This window comes from Thiocapsa rosea (genome assembly GCF_003634315.1).
Classification (GTDB): domain Bacteria; phylum Pseudomonadota; class Gammaproteobacteria; order Chromatiales; family Chromatiaceae; genus Thiocapsa; species Thiocapsa rosea.
The window spans coordinates 1,780,155-1,797,385 of sequence record NZ_RBXL01000001.1 but is presented as its reverse complement, the minus strand read 5'-3'; the positions used below and the strand labels follow the sequence as shown (position 1 = coordinate 1,797,385).

The window sequence follows — 17,231 nt, the reverse complement described above, 5'->3', positions numbered from 1 at the left end:
GCGGTCAGTGTGGCGTCCAGGCATCGACTCGGACGCAGGCCGTATCTCGGGCGACAAACACCGACAGCGTGACAGGGATTCAGGGCAACCGACCCGGGCCACCGAGGCCGTAGCACAACGAGCCGACAATTATGACGGACAGCGATTCACCCAAGGACAGCACCTCCGCGGCAGCCCGCGGCGAGCCGCTCGACGCGGGCGGTATGAACCGTCTCGTGAGCCGCAACATCTTCAGCTCGGTCGGCGCCAAGCTCCTCTATCTGGCCACCCGCTTCTTTCTCCCGCCGATCATCCTGGCCTACATCAGTCTGGAGGAATACGGCATTTGGGCGATGTGCTTCATCCTGATCGGCTATTTGGGGATGAGCGCTTTCGGGGTCTCCAACGTCTACATCCGCTACGTGGCCCAGTATCATGCCCAAGGCGAGGAGCACCGGATCGGCGATCTCCTCTCGACCGGGGTGACGCTGGTCAGTCTCATCGGTGTCGTCGCGCTCGGGCTTCTCTGGATCGGACTGCCGACCCTGATCGAGGCCCTCTCGGTCTCGCCCGAGCTGCAGACCACCGCGTTCGTGCTCATCTTCGGCAGCGCAGCCATCTTCGTGCTCGAGCTGAGCTGGGGCGCCTTTGCCTATGTTCTCACCGGGCTGCAACGTATCGTGCAGCAGAATCAGGTCTGGGTCGGGACCTTCCTGCTCGAGACCCTGCTGGTCGTGGTCTTCCTGCTGGCTGGATTCGGCGTCTATGGCCTGCTGTATGCCTTCGCGATCCGCTATCTGATATCGATCAGCGTCAATGTCCTGCTCTGCTTCCGCAACCTCCCGGGCTTGAGGCTCTCGCTGCGGCGCTTCAACCGGGCCGATCTCGCGCTCTTTTACCGCTACGGCGGGATCGTGCAGCTCTCGGGCTTTCTCGGCATGTTTCTGCGTTCGATCGAAAAGCTGATCGCGGGACTCTTCATCAATGTGCAGGCGACCGGACTGTTCGACGTCGCCCAGAAATTTCCGGTGATGGCGACATCCATCCCGTCCTCCATGAACGCCGTCCTCTTGCCGGCAACCTCCTACATGCACACGCAGGAGCGCCGCGGCGAGCTGCTTGCGCTTTATCTGAAGGGCGCGCGTTACATCAATCTGGTGACCGGCTTCATGATGGGCTTCATGGCTGCCTTCGCCGCTCCCCTGATCGTCGCCTGGCTCGGTCCGAATCCGGAATTTGCCCTGGCCCCGCTGATCCTGGCCTGCTTCACCCTGCCCTTCCAGCTCAACGTCCTGACCGGTCCGGCCTCGAATATCTACCGCGGTATGGGGATCCCGGCACGCGAGCTGATCTACCCGCTATCGCAGCTTGCGCTGGTGATCATCTTGGTGGGTATCGGCTTCCTGATGTTCGGGATCGATGTGGTGGTGATCACCGTGGCGGTTGCCCTGGCCATGATCCTGAGTGCGCTGATCTATATGATCTATACCAATCGGTTCCTGGCACTGGGCCAGTACCGTTTTATGCGCGACGCCCTCCTGCCCGGTCTCTGGCCCTATCTGACCGGATTCGCACTCTATTTGCTGGCTCGGCCCTGGGTCGAGTCGGTCGGCGACGATCGTTGGGGCAGCGTCCTGCTGGTCTTGGTCGCCGGCATCACCTACTGCACACTCCAGGCGGGCTTTCTGTGGCTCGTTCAACTCGATGCGGGCGAAAAGGACTTCGTTGCGGGCAAGCTCAGGGGTTTGGTCGGACGCTTGAGCGGTACTCGGCGTCAACGCAAGAGAGGGCATCCGAATGAGCATTGATCTGCGGGCCTCGGCGCGCGTCGAAGACTATCGTCTCGCCGACTTCAAGCTACTCCTTCCGATCGGCCCCGAGATCCGCACCCTGGTCCTCGGCGTGCGCGAGCCGGCCTTTCTCCCCCATCTCGCCGGGGAGCTCGGCACGATCGATCTGGTCGTCGAGCCCCCGCACGACAGATTGCAGGAAAACACGCTCGCAGCGATGGCCGCCCTCGCGGCACCCGAGCGCGTACGCCGAATCGAGGCACCCGAAGGTCCCTATGACCTTGTCTTCTCGGACGACATCGCGGCCGGACGTTACCTGCGCCCGGGTGGTGTCCTGTGCCGATTTATCGGCCTGAAGGTCGTTGCGGCACCGGCTGGATTGACACCGGTCGGTCGCTGGCGCGCCTATCCGGACTGGCCCGCCTTCCGGGTGCTGATCCCCGACAACCTCGCTGGCTGGCGTGCCGCCGCGCGCGACCTTCGGCTCTTCCCGTCGCGCTCCGCGACAGGTCTGCGTGCACGTCTGTGGCCCCGCGCCGCGGCGCGGCTTCTGCCCGAGCTCGGGATCGCGCTCTATCGTCGCGATGGCGGCGAGCCGCTTCCGACACTGCTCGCAGCCCTGCGCCTGGCTCTGGCTTCCATCGGAGAGGACGCCATCCGATCGACGCCCCCGGAGCGCTGGTTGTTGGCCTCGGGTCGCCTTGGGCCGGGCAACCCGATCCTGGCCTTCAGTTTGGACGAGGACGGACGACCTCGACGCCTGATCAAGGCCGCACGCTTTGCCGGCGGGCAACACCTGCAGGCCGAGGCCGAGCAGCTCGATCGGATCGAGCGGGCCTTGGGTCCGGCCGAAGCCGTCCGAGTCATCCGCCCGACCGACTCCGCCGTGGTGGCGGGACGCTGGGCACTCGCATATACCTACGAGCCCACGCACGCCTTTTTCGGGATTCGCTGGCGTCTGCGCAGCCGCACACGTTTTTGCCTGGCCATGGCCGATTGGTTGGCGACGCTCGGATATACAACCCGACAGCAGCCCACGCGGGCAAACATCCAGGCCCGTCACGTCGCCCCCCTGCAGCGCTTAGTTGCGCGCGGTATCTTGCCCCGCAATGTCCAGCACCGGGCCGAGACCGCACTGGATGACCTGCAGCGCCTCGCGCCATCTCTCCCGATGGTCCTCGAGCACGGCGATCTAGGCATCTACAATACGCGCCTGACGCGCGCCGACGGCTCGGATTTTCGTGTGCTCGACTGGGGCTCTTCGACCTTCGAGGGCATCCCGCTCGGGGACCTCGCCTACCTGCTCTGCTCCGCTCGCGCGCCGAAGGCGCTGGCACGCCGCTGTCTCGGCGACTACCTCGTGCGCATGCACCTTCCGACCGGCGACGCTCCGGCCTTGTGGTTCAGCTACCTCGCTCGGCGCTGGGAAGAACTCGACGGCATCCGAACGCCGATCGCCGGTGACCCGACCTCCGGCGGCGGGCTCCTGCTACCCATTGAAGGTCGTGTCGCGTCTTACCTCGATGGCTTAACCTGAATGTGCGTACGCGCGCCCGCCAGGCACTCGATTCGAGTCTGCGTCAAGGCAACCTGAGCTGTTTCGAGTCGTTGTCGATGTAATTGCTGTAATGCTTTCCCGAGACCGTCGTGCCGTTTGAGAAGCGAATGTGTTGTGTACCGCCGATCTGCAAATAGACGCCAGACACCTCCGATGTCGGTTTGCCATTTGCGTCGCGCTTGTAGAAGACCTTGAAATTCGAGATCGGCTCATATCCGCTGCGATTGAAGTCAGTGATGCCTGCGAACTCAAAGAAGCCGTCCATGAACACGGTCGAGTTATTCCATGAATAAGAGCCGCTGTCTTGGTGTAAGAGGGGCAGCGCCCCGCCGCCCGCCAGGAATTTTTTCGTGAAATCCTCAAACGCTCGAAAAAGCTCCGCGACAGTGTCTTCGATGGCCTTTGGATCCGTCGACGTCTTGTAGCCTTCGGGGATCTCGTCCTCGGCGACCTCGTCTCCGGCAACATCTTCACGGCAGTTCGGCGGAACCTGACTCGCGAGCGTTTCCGATGTCTTCAGACAGCGCCAGACGATGCCGCCGTTCTCGCTCGGAACCAATTTCAGCACGGGATCAACCGTCGCCCCGGTGTTTTGAGTCGTCACCGAAATCACGCCGAGCCCCTCGATCGCAAGGTCTGCGACATAACGACTCACCTGCGGCGCGTCGCCGTCGCCGTCGCTATCTCCGGACAGACTCGCGAGCCCGCCGTTCGCCGCCTGTTCGACCACGCCGACCTTCAGCGAAGACGCCATGCCTAAGGCTTCGCTGACCTTGGAGCGAATGCTGTAGTCCCGATAGGCCGGAACGGCGATCGCTGCAAGTATACCGATCACGGCAACGACGACCATGATCTCGATGAGATTGAAACCCTTCTGCGCGCTGTTCATTAGACGATTCATTCGAAGACCTACTCCCTTTAATAGCTGTTGTGATCCGATTCGAGCACCCGCTCCGCAGCCGACACCGAACGAGCCAAAGGTCATCCGAGGGATCGAAACGGCGGTCTTCGATCCATCCGCATCACGGCCTCATGGCTTGAGGCAAAAAACAGACCATTCTGCACAAGGTAATCCGGCTAAATGATCTCCTCGGAGCGTGCCGGACCCGGCCGATCGACCCGATCAAGGGTCTTACGGGGCTGCAAGCCGCCTGATTCCTCATCGGGACATGGCCTTGAACGTGCTGCCCGCTCGGCCGCAGTGCCGGGGAATGGGGCAGCCGCCTGTCGGGGGGCAGAGGGCCGCTGTCGGTCGAAATGTGACCCAGGTCGCAGGTTCGCGTGACGCCCTCGTCCATGCTCTCGGGGAACGACTGGCGAACGCATCGGCACGATGCCCGCCCCGGTCGTTCTGCGGATCACACCGAATCCGGACGATATCAACGAGACTGCCGGCATCGACCCCGGGGCCGATCCTGTCGATGGGACTGGAGCCGGGCATCACCGGCATCTACACTGATCGTACGGGAGCATGAGAACAACGACAACGGCGGGACGGGAACGCTCATGAGTGCAGCACGAGGACCGCGTTTACTTCTGTCCGCCTACCAATGCGGCCCCGGCATGGGCTCGGTCTCGCAGATCGGCTGGCACTGGTACAGCCGACTCGCCCGTAGGCTGCCGACGACCTTGCTCACCCATGTCCGCAACCGCCCCGCCATCGAGGCGGCTGGCGGGCCGGTGGCCGACAGCCGAATCCTCTATATCGACACCGAATGGTTTGCCGGTCCCTTGTACCGGGTCGCCTCGCGGATCTTCCCCAAGAGCGAGCATGCCGTCTTCCTGGTCTCCTCGCTGGATTTCTATGTCTACGACCGCGAGGCGCTGCGCATCGCACGGGAGGAGTCACGGGACGGCACGCCCTGGGACATCGTGCATGCCCCGACGCCGGTCTCGCCGCTCGCGGCCACGCGCCTCCACCGTCTGGGCCTGCCGGTGGTGCTCGGACCCTGGAACGGCAACTTGGGTCTGCCGCCCGGGTTCCGCGACATCCTCCGTGCGGACGCGGCCTGGCTCTACCCGGTGCGCCATCTCGGGCGGGTCTTCGATGCACTGACGGGCGGGACGCGTCATGCGACGGCCATCCTGACTGCGACGCGCTCCACAGTCGAGGGCATCCCGCGCCGCTATCATCGCCTCTGCCTGCCCGTGCTGGAGAACGGGGTGGAGCTCGAGACCTTCCCGGCCGCACCCTGGCCGACTGCGCCCGGAGTGGCGGGCGAGCCGCTGCGGTTGGTCTTCGTCGGACGTCTGGTGCCCTTCAAAGGGGTTGGCATGTTGCTCGACGCGGTTGCGCGACTCGCTCCCGAAATGCCGGTCCGGCTCTGCATCGTCGGGGAGGGTCCCTTGTCCGGCGAGTGGCGCGAGCAGACCACGCGGCTCGGGCTCGACGAGCAGGTGCGTTTTACCGGCAATCTTCCGCCCCCCGAGGTGGCGGCCGAGATCCGCGCGGCACATGTCTTCTGTCTTCCCTCGGTGCGCGAGTCCGGCGGTGCCGTGCTCTTGGAGGCCATGGCCTGCGCCCGTCCGGTGATCGCGGTGGATTTCGGCGGGCCGGCGGAGATCGTCGACCCGGCGGTCGGCCTGGCTCTGCCGCCGAGCGGACCCGAGGCGGTCGTCGAGGGACTCGTGGCCGCGCTGCGCGATTTAGTCCGCGACCCCGAGAGCTGGCGACAGCGCGGGGAGGCCGGGCGACGCCGGGCCGAAGAGCGCTACGCCTGGGACGCGAAGGTGGAGTCGACGATCGAGCTCTATCGGGATCTGCTCGCCGACCCGGTCGCGGCCCGCAACCGGCGCCGGACCAGCGCCGGCTCATGAGCCACAGCAGACCTTAGCACTCTCGAATCGCCAAGGACGCAAGACACATGAACGACACCGTACGTACGCCTCTCGCGCTGGCCTATCTGGTCAGCCAATACCCGGCTGCCTCGCACACCTTTATCCTGCGCGAGGTTCGCCGTCTGCGCGAGCTCGGCATCCGCATCGACGTCGCCTCGATCAACAGTCCCGACCGCCCCGCCGCGTCCTTGGCCGAGGAGGAGCGCGAGGAGGCGGCGGCGACCTATTACGTCAAGGCGGACGGTGTGCGCGGGGCGCTGCGTGCGCATTGGACGAGCCTGCGCGCGCGCCCCGCCGCCTATGCCAAGGGTCTGCTCTTTGCCCTGAGACTCGGCGGCACCGATATCCGCAAGCTCATCTACAGCCTCTTCTACTTCGTCGAGGCCGTCATGATCGGCCACTGGCTGACCGGACGTGGGCTCGGTCATCTGCATGTCCATTTTGCGACCCCGGCCGCGACCGTGGGGCTGATCGCCGTACGGATCTTCCCGATCGGATTCTCGATGTCGGTCCACGGTCCGGACGAGTTCTACGACGCACCCGGCTACCGCTTGACCGAAAAGATCCAGGGCGCCGACTTTATTTGCTGCATCGGCTATTACTGCCGCAGTCAGCTCATGAAGCTCTCGACGCCCGCGCACTGGTCCAAGCTCGAGATCGCCCCGCTCGGGGTCGACCCGAGCGCCTTCGGCCCGCGGCCCTTCCGTGAGCACCCTTCGCCGTTCCAGATCCTGTGCGTCGGGCGCCTGGTCCCGGCCAAAGGGCAGCACATCCTCGTCGATGCGGTCGCGGCCCTGGTACGCACGGGTCACGACGTCCGCCTGCGACTGGTCGGCGGCGGTCCCGACCGTGAGTCGCTCGAGGCGCAAGTGCGCCGGCTCGGGCTGGAGGATCGCGTCCTCTTCGAGGGGGTCGTCAACCAGGATCGCATCCGTGCCATTTATGCCGAAGCCGATTGTTTCGCGCTGGCGAGCTTCGCCGAAGGCATCCCGGTCGTCCTGATGGAGGCGATGGCGATGGAGATCCCCTGCGTGACCACCTTTATCACCGGGCATCCCGAGCTGATCCGCGACGGGGTCGACGGCGTGCTGGTTGCACCCTCGGACGAGACCGCGCTGGCCGAGGCGATCGCGGTTCTGATCGCGGATCCGGAGCTTCGCCGCCGCCTCGGCGAGGCCGGACGCCGACGGGTGATCGAGAAGTACGACCTCGAGACCAACACCCGACGCTTGGCGGACATCTTGCGGCGCCGCCTGGGAGAGACGCCATGACACATCTGCGATCGCTGAGCGCGGCCGCGCTGGCCGCCCTGATCGCAGGCACAGGCGTCGCCCGCACGGAGCCCCTGCTTGAGACACCGACCAATCTGCGGATCCTGTCCGCTGCTCCCGTCTCGGTCGAGGCGCGCGTCGAAGACACGCCCTTGGTCGCGAACGTCGAGCGCATCGGGATGAATCTCGGTCATTCGAACTACTGGGGCGCGGAGCAGCTGTCGCGCAACGTCCTCAAGAATCCGGGCTTCGAGGGCATCGTCGACCGCGCATTAGTACGGGTTGCCCACGCCGATCGCGACCGCTTCAGCGACGATCAGACCTGGCTCGCCCGCGAGGACGGCTTCTGGTCCGGCGCCACTTACGAGATCCTGACCGGTGCTGCGGCCGGCGTACAGGGGACCCTCTTCGACTCGCGCGCCGTGGGCCGCCACGGTCTTCCGGAGCTGATTACCAACGGACTCGACGATCGACTCGCCCCCGGAGACATCGTTGCCTTGACAGGTATTCGCGACGATCTTCCGCCGACACATTGGTGGCTACCCGACAGCACGAAGGGGCGTGTACAGGTGGATCCGGCACGGATCGCCCCGGAGAGCCCCGGCCGGCGCTCATTGGCACTCTCACCGCTCTCCGGCGCGACCTTGCGCCTGAGCAGCCATCTCGACACCATCGGGACGCGTGCCGGGAAGCTTCTGCCGGTCGAGGGGCGGTGGTTGTTCTCGCTCTGGATCCATGCCGAGACCGGCGATCCGCCGCAGGTGCGCATCTTCTTTCGACGTCACGGCTCGGCGCCCTTTCTCGACCTGACACTGCGCCCGGAGCCGGGCTGGCAGCACATCGAGCAGAGGTTCGAAGCCGCGGACACGGGGCCGATCGGTGCACTGGAGCTCGCCATCGATGTCAGCGGCCCGGGGCAGGTCCATCTCGACGACATCTGGCTCGGCCCGATCACGGCGGAAAACGAGACGGCGACGGAATCCGACGGTCCCGCAAACCCGGGTATGAGTGCCTTCCGCCCCGAGGTCATCGCCGCACTGATGCAGTTGCGCCCCGGCTATCTGCGCGACTGGCAGGGTCAACTCGGCGACACGCTCGACAACCGCCTGGCCGAGCCGCATGCAAGGCGTGCAAGCCGTTATCGACCGGGCACAGGTGCCGAGTACGGCTACGGCTTGCCCGAGTTTTTCGACCTCAGTCGTAGCGTCGGGGCCAACCCGTGGCTGGTCATGCCGACAACCTTTTCGACCGACGAGGCGCGGCGTCTCGGCGCCTGGCTCGCCGAGCGCATCGAGACCGACGGGTTCGAGGAGGTCCTGATCGAATTCGGCAACGAGAACTGGAACGCCATCTTCCGCCCGGCCGGCATCCAAGACGCGGCACACCACGGCGCCGCTTCCGACCGGCTCTTCACCGCGCTCGAAGAGGGCGCGGGCGACCATCCGGCACTGCGCCGCGTCGTCAACGCTCAACACGCCAACCCCTATGCCGCAGGTCAGGTCGCCGCGGCGACGACGAAGGCCGACATCCTCGCCGTCGCGCCCTACATGCTGTCGCGCCTGCATGCGGCTGATCGGGATCGGGCGCTCGAGCTGTTGTTCGCGGATGACAATGGCCGTCTGGAGGAAATCGTCGCCAGACAGCCCGCCGAACAGGAATTGGCCGTCTACGAGGTTAACCTGCACACGACGCGAGGCGACGCCGACGACGAGGATCGCGCAGCGATCGTCACCGGCGCCGCCGCAGGTCCTGCCCTGGCCAAGCGGTTGCTCGAGGCGATGGCCTTCGGAGCACGACGCCAGTGCGTCTATACGCTCGCTGGCTTTGACACGCGCCTCGAGGGCCACGCGGGGCTGGTCCCGTTGTTCGGCGTCACGCGCGACCTGACCCGCGGCGACCGCCTGCGCCCGACCGGATGGGCGGTCGCCATGCTCAACGAGGTCATCGGCGGCGATCTCCACCGGGCATCCATGAGCGACGAGGGCGCCGGATTGCTCGTCGCACCCTTCCGCGGCTCGCATGGCTGGTCGGTCGCGATCGTCTCCGCTGCCCCCGAGTCTCGACGCCTGACATTGCGCTTTCCCGACACGCAGGTCGCTAGGCCGACCCGCGGGCAGGTCCTGGATGCCTCCGACCCGTTCAAAGGCAACGAGACCGCCGATGAGGTCCGACCGCAACCCCTTGCCTTGCAGCCGATCGGCAAGGACCGGATCCGGGTCACGGTTCCGGCTTACAGCCTGGTCGTCTTGGGCCCGACGGAGGTGCTGCCGTGATCAACGAGACCCTTTGGCCCTGGATGCTGCTCGGCATCCTGCTCGCCCTGCCGAGCCTGCCCGGCACGATCGAGCTGCTGCTCCTGACGCTCGGCGGAATCCTCCCGCCGCGGCGCGAAACGCAGCCGAAGATGGCGACGCCCATCGGATCCATCGCCATCCTGGTCCCGGCCCATGACGAAGCGGAGGGCATTGCAAGCACCGTCGCCTCGCTGCGCGCCTGCGATCCGGGCGATGCGGGTTTCGATGTCGTGGTCATCGCCGACAACTGCACCGACGACACCGCCGAGCTGGCGCGCTCCGCCGGGGCGCGCGTCTTGGAGCGTCATGACCCGCAGCGCCGCGGCAAGGGCTATGCGCTCGACTTTGCCTTCGGCATCCTCCTCGAGGAACCCTTCGATGGCTTCATCGTGGTCGATGCCGACACCCGGGTCGCGCCGAACCTGGTGACCGAACAGCGTCGACTGATGCGCCGCGGCGCCGCAGCGATCCAGTGCGGCTATCGCATCAACAACCCACAGCATAGCCTCCGGGCGCGGCTAAGGGGCATTGCCTGGATGGCGTTCAACGTGCTGCGGTTACGCGGACGCGAGCGCTGGAAACTCTCTGTTGGCCTGCTCGGCAACGGCTTCGGGCTGACCCGCGAAACCCTTCTGAAAGAACCTTACGAGGCAACCAGCGTCGTGGAGGACATGGAATACCATCTGCGCCTGGTCGCCGCCGGTCGGCGCGTGGTGTTTGCGCCGAACACCGGGGTTTGGTCGGACGCGCCCTACACTCGCGAGGCCGGTGCCGGTCAACGCGCGCGCTGGGAAGGCGGTCGCTTCAGGATGATTCTCGACTGGACCCCGATCCTGCTGCGCCGCGTCATGTCCGGCGAGCGTCGTCTGATCGAGCCGTTGCTCGAGCTATTGTTGCTGCCGTTGGCCTTTCATGTGTTGTTGCTGCTGGTGGCATTCCTGCCGCCCTTCGGACCCACCAGGACCTATGCGCTTTTGGGTCTGACCCTGGTCGCAGTGCATGTCTTGGCAGCGATTCGTATCGGGGGCGGCGGTTGGCGCGATCTGCTCGCCCTGGCGACGGCACCGTTCTACATCCTGTGGAAGCTCACCATCCTGCGCGCCATCGGACGGGCCTCCCGAACCGATGCCGCCTGGGTGCGCACCGAGCGCAACGATACCGAGCGGAAGGACTAAACCGCGTCCAGGGCGAGATGCTCACTTTCGCGTGAGTTCGACGTTTGGTGCATCCACGGCCCTTAGCGGGGGACGCGGTTTTGAATTTTATATTTTTTAATACTTTAAACCGCGCCGCCTCCGACAATGATCGGAGCCGGCGCGGCCAAGCCAGTCCGACAAACGACGCATACCGCACTGGGCGCGGTTGTAAGAGGGAGCCATGTCGATGTCCGATCCAACAACACCCGACGTCTCGGTCGTCATCGTCTCCTTCAATACCCGCGATCTGCTCGTGGACTGTATCGAGACCCTGATCGCGGAGGCCGGCGCGGTCAGCTACGAGATCATCGTGGTCGACAACGCCTCGCGCGACGGCTCGGCGGACCGGATCGCCGAACGCTTCCCGCAGGCGACCCTGATCCGCAGCGCGACCAATCTCGGCTTCGCGGCGGCCAACAACCTGGGATTCGAGTCGGCGCGCGGGCGCTATCTGGTCCTGCTCAACTCGGATGCCTTCCTCGAGCCGGGCGCGCTGGAGCGCGCGGTGCGCTACATGGATGCGGACCCCGGAATCGGTCTGGGCGGGGCACGGCTGATCGGACGCGATGGGGAATGGCAGCCCTCGGCCCGAATGTTTCCGTCGTTGCTCATCGAGCTCCTGACCCTCTCCGGGCTGGCGGCACGCTTCCCGCACAGCCGCTTCTTCGGTCGGTTCGACCGCACCTGGGCGGACCCGATGGAGCCGGCGGACGTCGACTGGGTCCCGGGCGCCTTCTCGATCATCCGCCGCGACCTGCTGGCCCGCATCGGCGATTTCGACGAGGCGTTTTTTCTCTATTACGAGGAGGTCGATCTGTGCCGACGGATCCGCGCAGCAGGCTTGCGGATCCGCTATTGGCCGGATGTTGTCGTAGTCCATATCGGCGGCGAGTCCTCGCGCACCCATGGCGACCTGGACATGAGCGCCGCCGGCAAGGGCGCCCAGCTCACACTCTGGCGGATGCGCAGCGGACTTCTCTACTATCGCAAGCACCACGGCTGGCTCGGCGCTTGGGCGGTGCGTCAACTGGAGGCGAGCTGGCATCGCGTCCGCGCCTGGCGCAATCGCGGCGACGACCCGCAGCGCGGGGCCAAGCGCGCCGAGTCGTCGGCGATCGTCGCGCTGCTCGATCGGGCCTGGCGCGAGACGGCCGGCGGGCGTCGCTCGCCGTCGAGACCCTGGTAATTACCGAGTCGGGAGCACGCCATGTTCGAGAACATTCGTGAAGACTGGCAGACCTACGAACGCGACTGGGCACGCCAAGGGTTCTGGGTCATGCTCGTCTATCGCTTCGGGCGCTGGCGCTACCGGATCGAGAACCGCGCTTTGCGCTGGCCGTTCTCGTTCCTCTACAAGCTCCTCAAGGTGCTCTCCCAAATCATGACCGGCATCGACCTGCCCTGCGAGGTGCAGCTCGGCCGGCGCTTCCTGATCGAGCACTTCGGCGGCATCATCATCAGCGGAGACGCCGTCTTCGGCGACGACTGCGTGGTGCGCAACGGGGTGACGGTGGGACTGCGTCATCGCGGGGTGCGCGGGGCGCCCGTGATCGGCGATCGGGTCGACATCGGGGCCGGCGCCAAGGTGCTCGGCCCGATCCGCATCGGCAAAGACGTCGCGATCGGGGCCAATGCGGTGGTGATTCAGGACGTCCCCGACGGCTGTCTCGCGGTCGGGGTCCCGGCCCGCATCATTTCCCGAGGCGATGCGACATCGATCCGCGCTTCGTCCGGTGCAGCGATCTCGTCCGGGAAAGACTCCCGATCCGAAGCCGGGGCGACGACGTCATGAAGCGCAAGCCCGACTTGCAGATCCCCGGTCCGCTCGGCCGCCGGCAGCGGCCGTGGCGCGCACTCTGGCTGCGGAGTCTCTTGCCGCCGCTCACCGTCCTCGGGGTTGTGCTCTCGCGTGCACTCGACCTGATGCTCGCGCTGCTGCTCATGGCGATGCTTGCTCCGCTGCTGCTGTTGCGCGGCGTGGTGGCACGCGGGCGCGAGGGTCGGATCTTCGACCGCGAGCCTTTGGTCGGGCGTTTCCGTGCACCCTTCGAGCGCCTTTACTTCGCCGGCTCGACGCCGGGTCGCGGTCTTGCGGTGCTGCTGAATATCCTGCGCGGGGACTTGGCCGTCGCCGGACCACGTCCCTTGACTGCGCGCGAGGCGGCGGTCGTCGGTGTCGAGGCGGCCGTACGCTTCACGGTCAGACCCGGTGTCTTCTCGCCCTACCGACTCAAGAGCCGCACCGGTGTGGCCTATGCGCCCGAGGCACAGATCGACAGCGATTATGCCTACGGGCAGAGCGCGCGCGGCGACGCCGGCTTGGTGGTGCGCTCCCTGATCGGGGAGGTTCTCGGCGGAGGCGAAGCGCCCACACCGCCCATCCTCGAGTTCTTCGGTGTCCCGATCGTCAACACCACCATGCCCGAGGCGGTGGACTGGATCGCGGCTCGCGCCGTCGGCGGGGACCCCGCGTTGCTGGCCTTCGTCAACCCGGATTGCCTCAACATCGCCTATGTCGATGCCGAGTATCGCCGGATCCTGCTCGATGCCGCGCGCGTGCTGCCCGACGGTATCGGTATCCACATTGGCTGTCGTATGCTCGGGGTCGCCCTGCAGGCCAATGTCAACGGTACCGACCTCTTCCCGCAGCTGTGCGAGCGGGCAGCGCAGACGGGCCTCGGGCTGTTCCTGCTCGGCGCGCGCCCGGGGATCGCCGAGGCGGTGGCGGCCAACATGCAGGCGCAGTTTCCGGGTCTGCGCATCGACGGGGTTCAAGACGGCTATTTCGACCCGGCCGACGAGGACGCCGTCATCGACCGGATCAACGCCTCGGGCGCCGCGATCCTGCTGGTCGCCTTCGGTGTGCCGCGTCAGGAGAAATGGCTCGCGCGAAACCATGCGCGCCTGACACTGCCGGTGCGCATGGGCGTCGGCGGTCTCTTCGACTTCTACTCGGGCCGCATCCCACGGGCGCCGGTGTGGATGCGCGAGATCGGGCTCGAATGGACCTGGCGGCTGATGCAGGAGCCGGGTCGCATGTGGCGGCGCTATGTGATCGGCAACCCCTTGTTCCTTTACCGCGTCTGGCGACAGGCGCGCGGCGGGGAGACCTCATGACGAGCAGCGACGAACGACCGAGCCAGACCTCGATGGAAGAGCTGCTGCTGCGCCGCTACAGCCGCGCCGGCCAGCCCGCGTGGTTGATCCGATTGCGCATCGGTGCCAAGCGGTTTGCCTGGGTGGCGGTCGTGCGCTCGGCCTATCTGCTCAAGCGCGCCCTGGATATCCTGCTGGCCGGCCCCTTGTTCATCCTGCTGTTGCCGATCTTCGGTCTGCTGGTGCTGGCGATCCGGCTCGAATCACCCGGTCCGGCGTTGTTTAAGCAGACACGCGTCGGGCGCTGGGGCCAGATCTTCACCATGTACAAGTTCCGCTCCATGTATATGGACGCCGAGGCGCGCAAGGCCGAGCTGCAGGACGAGAACGAGATGTCCGGCGGGGTCACCTTCAAGATGCAACGCGACCCGCGCATCACCCGCATCGGCCGGTTCATCCGCAAGGCATCGATCGACGAGCTGCCGCAGTTGTGGAACGTGATCAAAGGGGATATGTCGCTGGTCGGTCCGCGCCCGCCGGTCCCGGCGGAGGTCGACGAATACTCGCTCTCCGACCGGCGGCGCTTGGAGGTCACGCCCGGCATCACCTGTATCTGGCAGGTCTCGGGACGATCCGATATCCCCTTCCCCCAGCAGGTCGAGCTGGATGTTCGCTATATCGAATCACAGTCCCTGTGGACCGACCTCAAGCTCCTCTGGCAGACGGTGCCTGCCGTGTTGTTCGGACGGGGTGCCTACTAAACCGCGTCCAGAGCGAGATGCTCACTTTCGAGTGAGTTCGACGTGTGGTGCATTCACGGCCCTTAGCGGAGACGCGGTTTAAAATGATATATTTTTTAATACTTTAAACCGCGCCAGCTCCGACAATTGTCGGAGCCGGCGCGGCCAAGCCAATCCAACACACTACGCATATCGCGTCGGGCGCGGTTTAATACAGTCCCGGACATGATAGGTACCCGTGTCGCGTCGGCGCGACCTCGAAGACCACGACGATCGTCGCAGCCGACGCCCTTCGGACCTTCTCGCATTCCATCTCTTGGGTGATCGATATGGACCAGGCCGTCCTCTTTGCCGACCGTCTCGGCGCCGAGCTCACACCGCTGACCGAGCGCACCAGCATCGCGCTCTTACCGGTCGCCGGCAAACCGATGATCGAGCACGCCTTGGAGTCGCTCGCCAAGGCCGGTATCAAACGCATTCTGGTCGTGGTCTCGCCCTTTGCCGACGAGATCCAGCGGGTGATCGGCGACGGAACGCGTTGGGGCCTACGCCTGACCTACACCCTGACCCGCGGCGAAGAGGATCCGACCGCGGTGGTGGATCGACTGGGTACGCGCATGGATGGACCCATCGTCGCGCTGCGCGGCGACCTGATCCACGGCTTCGATGTCCCCGGTTGGATCTCCGCGGCCGAGACGACCCCCGGCGACTCGGTTTGGGCCGATGCCGACGGCGTATCCGCGGCCTGCGGGATCCACCGCGCGGGCGCGATCGACCTGACCCCGCTGTCGTGGCCGCCGACCGACCGAGCGGCGTCGCCTCCGCAGACCGCCTGGATCCCCGTCGCGGCCGAGCAGGTTCGCACCGTCCAGAGTCTCGCCGAGTATCACCGGGTCAATCTGGATGCGGTCGCGAAACGCCTGCCCGGTCTCATCCTGCCCGGCCGACAGGCCGCCTTGGGGTTGACCCTGGGGCGTGGATCGCGCGTCTCGCCGCGCTCACTGAAACAGGGCGTCTGCCTGGTCGGTGCCCGCTGTCGGATCGCACCGGATGCCGAGCTGACCGGGGAGGTCGTGATCAGCGACGACGTCATCGTCGATCGGCGTGCGACCATCAACTCCAGCGTCATCCTGCCGCACACCTATGTCGGCGAGCTGGTGGAGATCACCAATGCGATCGTCAGCGCCAACACCATGATTCGGGTGGACTCGGGCGCCGTCCTGCAGGTGACCGATGCGTGCCTCTTGGCCGATCTCGAGCAGGCAACGCTGAGCGGCGGGATCGCCGACCCCGTCCACCGTCTGCTCGGAACGCTGGGCTTGATCCTGTCGCTCCCGCTGTGGCCGATCGCCGCGTTGGCCGCACTGCCGAATCGCGAGCAAGGCTGGTTCGATACGATCACCCTGCGCGGCAACAAACGCGACCTCGACGCGTTCGGGCAGGTCACACGCCGAGACGTCCGCGTGCGAGAGTGGCGCACCCGCGTGCCGATCCTGCGCGCACTCCCGCGTCTGCTGGCCGTGGCCTCGGGCGATCTGCGGCTGGTCGGGGTCACGCCCTTGTCACCCGAGGCGGCGGACGGTCTCGGGGATGATTGGGAGCGGATCCGCGAAGAGGCCCCCGCCGGGCTCGTGGGTCCGACGCAGCTCGACGTCCCCGCGGATGCCCCGTTCGAGGAAAAGCTCATGAGCGACGTCTTCTACGCCCGACAGAGGCGCATCGGACGCGATCTCGTCTATCTGCTCAGGGGTCTGCTCGCCATCCTGCGCCCGGCAAGCTGGCTTGCGCCGCCGCGGCAACCGGATCTCGGTTAGGGTCTTTGCGCTGCAATGGGCTTGGCCATGAGCAGGCAGGTGGAGTCCCCGTCTGACTCCACCTCGCACGTGGACATGATGGACTTAATGATCCTGATGCCGCGGCCGCGCGGCTCGCAATCGAAGGCATCGAGTCCGCTCGGCAGATCGTCGAAACCCGCCGGTGTTGCCGCCACCCGGGCCGCATCGAGCGGCTCGCCGTGTTGACACACGCGCACCCGGAGACATCCGGCGTCGACCTCTGCCGTCACCCGAACCTCATGCCCTGGTTCGTTGCGGTAGGCATGTTCCACTGCATTGACGAAGGCCTCGTAGACACAGAGCTCGATCTGCGAGAGTTCGATCTCGCTCCAACCCAAGCCGTCGCAGAACGCCCGCACATCGGACGCCGCCTCGTGGGCCGCCTCGAGTCGACTGTCGAAGACTCGGGCGTCCGCCTTGACCGGCGTGCGGCGACTGGACCCATCCGATACCGCCGCCGCAAGCGCCCCGCCAGCCGCGTCATCGCGATTCCTGCTGTTCATAAGATGCCTTGATCGACGAGTCATCACCGACAGCAAGTGTAACGATTTTCAGCGGAGGTCGTCTCGGTCTTCGCGCGCTCGGGATCGACCCTCGCGCCGGCGGGCCTTCAGATGGTGGTCACTTTCGATGA

Annotated in this window: 13 protein-coding genes; 11 read left to right on the top strand and 2 right to left on the bottom strand. The window is 65.9% G+C overall.

Annotated features, from left to right (window positions below):
• Window positions 1-131: 131 nt before the first annotated feature.
• Together BDD21_RS08165 and BDD21_RS08160 are read left to right on the top strand one after the other, a co-directional pair.
• Window positions 132-1,787 (top strand): lipopolysaccharide biosynthesis protein, encoded by a 1,656-nt coding sequence (locus BDD21_RS08165; protein WP_120796734.1) that lies wholly within the window; start codon window positions 132-134, stop codon window positions 1,785-1,787.
• The gene (locus BDD21_RS08160; RefSeq protein WP_120796733.1) at window positions 1,777-3,306 is read left to right on the top strand and encodes a phosphotransferase; all 1,530 of its coding nucleotides are present in this window, start codon (window positions 1,777-1,779) and stop codon (window positions 3,304-3,306) included. The genes BDD21_RS08165 and BDD21_RS08160 overlap by 11 nt, the downstream gene beginning before the upstream one ends.
• A gap of 43 nt (window positions 3,307-3,349) precedes the next feature.
• On the opposite strand, the gene BDD21_RS08155 is transcribed toward BDD21_RS08160, so the two are convergent.
• The gene (locus tag BDD21_RS08155; RefSeq protein WP_170164709.1) at window positions 3,350-4,216 is read right to left on the bottom strand and encodes a pilin; all 867 of its coding nucleotides are present in this window, start codon (window positions 4,214-4,216) and stop codon (window positions 3,350-3,352) included.
• A gap of 617 nt (window positions 4,217-4,833) precedes the next feature.
• Between BDD21_RS08155 and BDD21_RS08150 the strand changes: the two genes are divergently transcribed.
• The 9 genes from BDD21_RS08150 to BDD21_RS08110 all read left to right on the top strand — a co-directional run bounded on the left by BDD21_RS08150 (window position 4,834) and on the right by BDD21_RS08110 (window position 16,576).
• Window positions 4,834-6,144: a glycosyltransferase family 4 protein gene (locus BDD21_RS08150; RefSeq protein WP_120796731.1), complete on the top strand. Its 1,311-nt coding sequence runs from the start codon at window positions 4,834-4,836 to the stop codon at window positions 6,142-6,144.
• A gap of 47 nt (window positions 6,145-6,191) precedes the next feature.
• Entirely contained in the window at window positions 6,192-7,436 is a 1,245-nt protein-coding gene (locus tag BDD21_RS08145; protein WP_120796730.1) for a glycosyltransferase family 4 protein, read from the top strand.
• Window positions 7,433-9,709: a hypothetical protein gene (locus BDD21_RS08140; RefSeq protein ID WP_120796729.1), complete on the top strand. Its 2,277-nt coding sequence runs from the start codon at window positions 7,433-7,435 to the stop codon at window positions 9,707-9,709. The genes BDD21_RS08145 and BDD21_RS08140 overlap by 4 nt, the downstream gene beginning before the upstream one ends.
• The gene (locus BDD21_RS08135; protein ID WP_245969472.1) at window positions 9,706-10,905 is read left to right on the top strand and encodes a glycosyltransferase family 2 protein; all 1,200 of its coding nucleotides are present in this window, start codon (window positions 9,706-9,708) and stop codon (window positions 10,903-10,905) included. The genes BDD21_RS08140 and BDD21_RS08135 overlap by 4 nt, the downstream gene beginning before the upstream one ends.
• Before the next feature lie 208 nt (window positions 10,906-11,113).
• Entirely contained in the window at window positions 11,114-12,112 is a 999-nt protein-coding gene (locus BDD21_RS08130) for a glycosyltransferase family 2 protein (protein ID WP_120796728.1), read from the top strand.
• Between the two features lie 21 nt (window positions 12,113-12,133).
• Window positions 12,134-12,718, top strand: a complete 585-nt coding sequence (locus tag BDD21_RS08125; RefSeq protein ID WP_120796727.1) for a serine O-acetyltransferase — start codon at window positions 12,134-12,136, stop codon at window positions 12,716-12,718.
• Complete coding sequence (locus BDD21_RS08120) at window positions 12,715-14,043, top strand: WecB/TagA/CpsF family glycosyltransferase (RefSeq protein ID WP_120796726.1); 1,329 nt, start codon at window positions 12,715-12,717, stop codon at window positions 14,041-14,043. Before BDD21_RS08125 ends, BDD21_RS08120 begins: the two co-directional genes overlap by 4 nt.
• On the top strand, window positions 14,040-14,783 hold the full coding sequence (locus tag BDD21_RS08115) for a sugar transferase (RefSeq protein ID WP_120796725.1): 744 nt from the start codon (window positions 14,040-14,042) through the stop codon (window positions 14,781-14,783). The genes BDD21_RS08120 and BDD21_RS08115 overlap by 4 nt, the downstream gene beginning before the upstream one ends.
• A 308-nt stretch (window positions 14,784-15,091) precedes the next feature.
• Complete coding sequence (locus tag BDD21_RS08110; RefSeq protein WP_120796724.1) at window positions 15,092-16,576, top strand: nucleotidyltransferase family protein; 1,485 nt, start codon at window positions 15,092-15,094, stop codon at window positions 16,574-16,576.
• Here BDD21_RS08110 and BDD21_RS08105 read toward each other — a convergent pair.
• The gene (locus tag BDD21_RS08105) at window positions 16,573-17,100 is read right to left on the bottom strand and encodes an ATP-binding protein (RefSeq protein ID WP_170164708.1); all 528 of its coding nucleotides are present in this window, start codon (window positions 17,098-17,100) and stop codon (window positions 16,573-16,575) included. The genes BDD21_RS08110 and BDD21_RS08105 overlap by 4 nt on opposite strands.
• Window positions 17,101-17,231: the final 131 nt, after the last annotated feature.